Source organism: Mycobacterium sp. TH-M25, assembly GCF_057473665.1.
This window is the reverse complement of the sequence record NZ_JBYCLA010000591.1, coordinates 1-3868: the sequence shown is the minus strand read 5'-3', so window position 1 is coordinate 3868 and position 3868 is coordinate 1. Positions and strand designations below refer to the sequence as shown.

The 3868-nt window shown below is 64.1% G+C and carries 2 protein-coding genes; both read left to right on the top strand.

Translation table 11 applies throughout. The features are described 5' to 3' along the window. Window positions 1-3097, top strand: a 3097-nt coding sequence (locus AC2VOU_RS19725; RefSeq protein ID WP_486958883.1) for an SDR family NAD(P)-dependent oxidoreductase, incomplete at its 5' end; no start/stop codon positions are given. A 79-nt stretch (window positions 3098-3176) separates the two neighbouring features. Further along, window positions 3177-3868, top strand: a 692-nt coding sequence (locus tag AC2VOU_RS19720) for a condensation domain-containing protein (protein ID WP_486958882.1), incomplete at its 3' end; no start/stop codon positions are given.

Genomic DNA, 3868 nt, shown 5'->3' with positions numbered 1-3868 from the left:
GTTGCTCGATGCCTGCTTCCAGTCGGTCATCGTTGCGCCCGAGGTGCAAAAGGCGGGTGCCGGCGGTCTGCTGCTGCCCGTAGGTGTGCGCAGATTGCGTAACTACCACTCGATGCGCAACGCGCAATATTGCCTCACCCGGGTCACGGCGTCGCGAGCCGGTGAATGTGAAGTCGATCTGGAAGTTCTGGACCAGTCCGGAACGGTGCTGTTGCTGGTCGAGGGGCTGCGCCTGGCCGGCGGCGCTTCGGAGCACGAACATGCCAATCGAGTACTTGACGAGCGGTTGTTTACCGTCGAATGGGAGCCGCGCGAACTGCCGGAGGTGACGCAGCGCGAGCGCGGGTCCTGGTTAGTGCTCGGCGCATCCGACCCCGCTACGTTAGAAGATCCGTTGGCCAAGCAACTCGGTGATGCCCTAAACGCCGATGGCGGGTATTGCACCGCGGTGCCGTTGCCGCTCGGACAAATAGATACTGCGCAGCTGCGTTCGCTGCTGTCCGGCGACGGCGTGAGCCCTGCCGATGGTCACGGGGCCCTCAAGGGGCTCACCGGCGTCGTCGTGGTGACCGCTCCTCCTGCCGCCGCGGCAGGAGCGGGGGCAGAATCGCCAGCATTGCGGCGCGGCCGGGACTATGTGTCCCACATTGTCACCATCGCCCGCGAGATCTCTGAACTCCCCGGCGAGCGGCCCCGCCTTTTCGTTGTGACCAGAAACGCCGCCAGCATCAAGACGGGTGATCTGGCCAACCTGGAACAGGCCGGGCTGCGCGGGCTGATGCGGGTGATTGACTCCGAACACCCGTACTTGAGCGCCACCCAGATCGACGTCGACGGAACCAACCACGCGACGATCGCCACCCACGTGGCCCGGCAACTGCACAGCGGCTCCGATGAGGACGAGACCGGCTGGCGGGACGGCGAGTGGTACACCGCCCGACTGCGACCCGGTCCGGTGAGCCAGGCCGAACGGCGAACCGCCGTCGTGCAGCACGAACGAGACGGCATGCGTCTCGAGATTCGGACCCCGGGTGACTTGGAATCGCTGGAGTTCGTTGCCTTCGATCGGGTACCGCCGGGACCGGGAGAGATCGAGGTCGCGGTCACCGCCTCCACCATCAACTTCGCCGACGTTTTGGTCGCCTTCGGCCGGTACCCCACTTTCGAGGGCTACCGCCAGCTGTTGGGTATCGACTTCGCCGGAGTGGTGTCGGCCGTCGGGCCCGGTGTCACCGAGCACAAGGTCGGCGACCGGGTCGGCGGTATGTCCCGCAACGGTTGCTGGACCACATTTGTGATCTGCGACGCCCGCCACGCGGTCACACTGCCGCCCGAGGTGCCGCTGGAAGAGGCCGCGGCCGTGCCTACCGTGGCTGCGACCGCGTGGTACGGCCTGCACGATCTGGCCCGGATCTCGTCGACCGACAAGGTGCTGATTCATTCGGGGACCGGCGGTGTCGGACAGGCGGCGATCGCGATCGCACGCGCCGCCGGGTGCGAGATCTTCGCGACGGCGGGTAGTCCGCAGCGGCGACAGCTGCTGCGCGACATGGGTATTGAGCATGTCTACGACTCTCGCAGCCTCGAGTTCGCCGAACAGATCCGTCGTGACACCAAGGGGTACGGCGTTGACGTCGTGCTCAACTCGCTGCCCGGCGCTGCGCAACGCGCCGGAATCGAATTGTTGGCCTTCGGTGGGCGGTTCGTCGAGATTGGCAAACGCGACATCTACGGAGACACTCGACTCGGATTGTTCCCATTCCGCCGCAACCTGTCGTTGTACGCGGTCGACTTGGCGTTGTTGACGCATACCCACCCGGAAACCGTTCGGCGCCTGCTGACCACCGTGTACCAACGCACCGCCGAGGGGGTGTTGCCGGTGCCGCAGACCACGCACTATCCCATTCATGACGCGGCTGGGGCCGTCCGCTTGGTCGCTGGTGCCAGGCACACCGGCAAGGTGTTGCTGGACGTGCCGCACACCGGATCCAGTGTGGCCGTGGTGCCCCCGGAGCAGGTTCGTGCGTTTCGGGCCGACGGCGCCTATATCGTCACTGGCGGGTTGACCGGCCTGGGGCTGTTCCTCGGCACCGAGATGGCCGCCGCGGGCTGCGGACGGGTGGTGCTCAACTCCCGCTCGGCGCCCAATCCCCAAGCGCAGCAGACAATCGAGCGGCTGCGCGCCAAAGGCGCCGACATCCAGGTGGAGTGTGGTGATATCGCTGAGCCCGGGGTTGCTGACCGCTTGGTGGCGGTGGCGACCCAATCGGGGCTGCCGGTTCGCGGCGTGCTACATGCAGCGGGGGTGGTTGAGGACGCTACGTTGACCAACGTCACCGATGAACTCATCGACCGTTGTTGGGCGCCCAAGGTCTACGGCGCGTGGAACCTGCACGTGGCTTTGAAAGAAGTAGCCCTGCAAGAAGGAAAAGCCGCACAGCCGCTGGATTGGTTCTGCTCGTTCTCGACGGCCGCCGCGCTGGTCGGTTCGCCGGGGCAGGGTGCATATGCGGCGGCCAACAGCTGGTTGGATGGTTTCTCGCATTGGCGCCGGGCGCAGGGCCTTCCGAGCACCGCGATCGCCTGGGGGGCATGGGGTGAGATTGGTCTCGCCACCGCCTTGGCCGTAATGGCCGGCGCAGCGATCGCACCCGCCGAGGGCGCTCGCGTCTTCCAGACGCTGCTGTGCTACAGCCGCCCCTACTCCTGCTATGCGCCGATCATGGGAACGCCGTGGTTGACGTCCTTTGCGCAACGCAGCCGCTTCGCCGAGGCGTTCCAGTCCATTTCCCAAGGCCAAAAAGACAAAAGCAAGTTCCTGGCCGAATTGAAAGTATTGCCTCGCGATGAATGGCCCAGCATGATTCGACGGCTGGTGTCCGAGCAGATCAGCTTGCTGCTGCGGCGCACCATTGACCCCGATCGGCCGCTATCTGACTATGGTCTGGATTCGCTCGGGAATTTAGAATTACGAACCCGCATCGAGACAGAGACGGGGGTACGCATAAGTCCCACTAAGATCACCACAATTCGAGGTCTCGCCGAGCACCTGTGCGAAGAGCTGGCAGCTATGGAAGCTGAGTCACCAGCCAGTTGATAGCAGGCGCTTACATCGTCGGGGGATGATAGCCGCCCCAACCGGGGCATAGCGGGGAGTTCGAGTCAAGGAGAAAACGTTGCGGGTCGGGCCGTTGACACTAGGAACACTGCTGGATTGGGCACCCCGAGCGGGTAAGACCATCTCGTGGCAACCAACACCTGCCACCTGCGAGAAGGTGTCGCAGGCACCGGTGAGTTCGGTGCCGGTCGCCTACATGCAGGCGCAGCACATCCGCGGTTATGTCGAGCAGAAAGCGAAGGGGCTCGACTACTCACGGCTGATGATTGTCAGCTGCGACCAGCCCGGCCAATGTGATATCCGTGCGGTCAACTACATCGTCAACGCGCACCTTCGCCGCCATGACACCTACCGTAGCTGGTTCGAGTACACCGACGACGGCGAAATCATCCGACGCACGCTATCCGACCCCGCAGACATCGAATTCGTGCCCGTCGAACACGGCGAGCTGTCGTTGGCCCAAATACGCGAACTTGCGGTGAGCACACCAGATCCGCTGGAGTGGGGCTGCTTCCAGTTCGGGGTGATCCAAGCCGAGGAGCACTTCACGTTTTATGCCAGCATCGACCACGTCCACGTGGACGCGATGATCGTCGGTGTGACGCTGATGGAATTCCACATGATGTACAGCGCACTTGTCAGTGGCGCTGGTCCCCTCGAGCTGCCGGAGGCGGGCAGCTACGACGAGTTCTGCAGTCGCCAGCACCAATTCACCTCCATGCTTACTGCGGAGTCCCCACAGATTCGCTC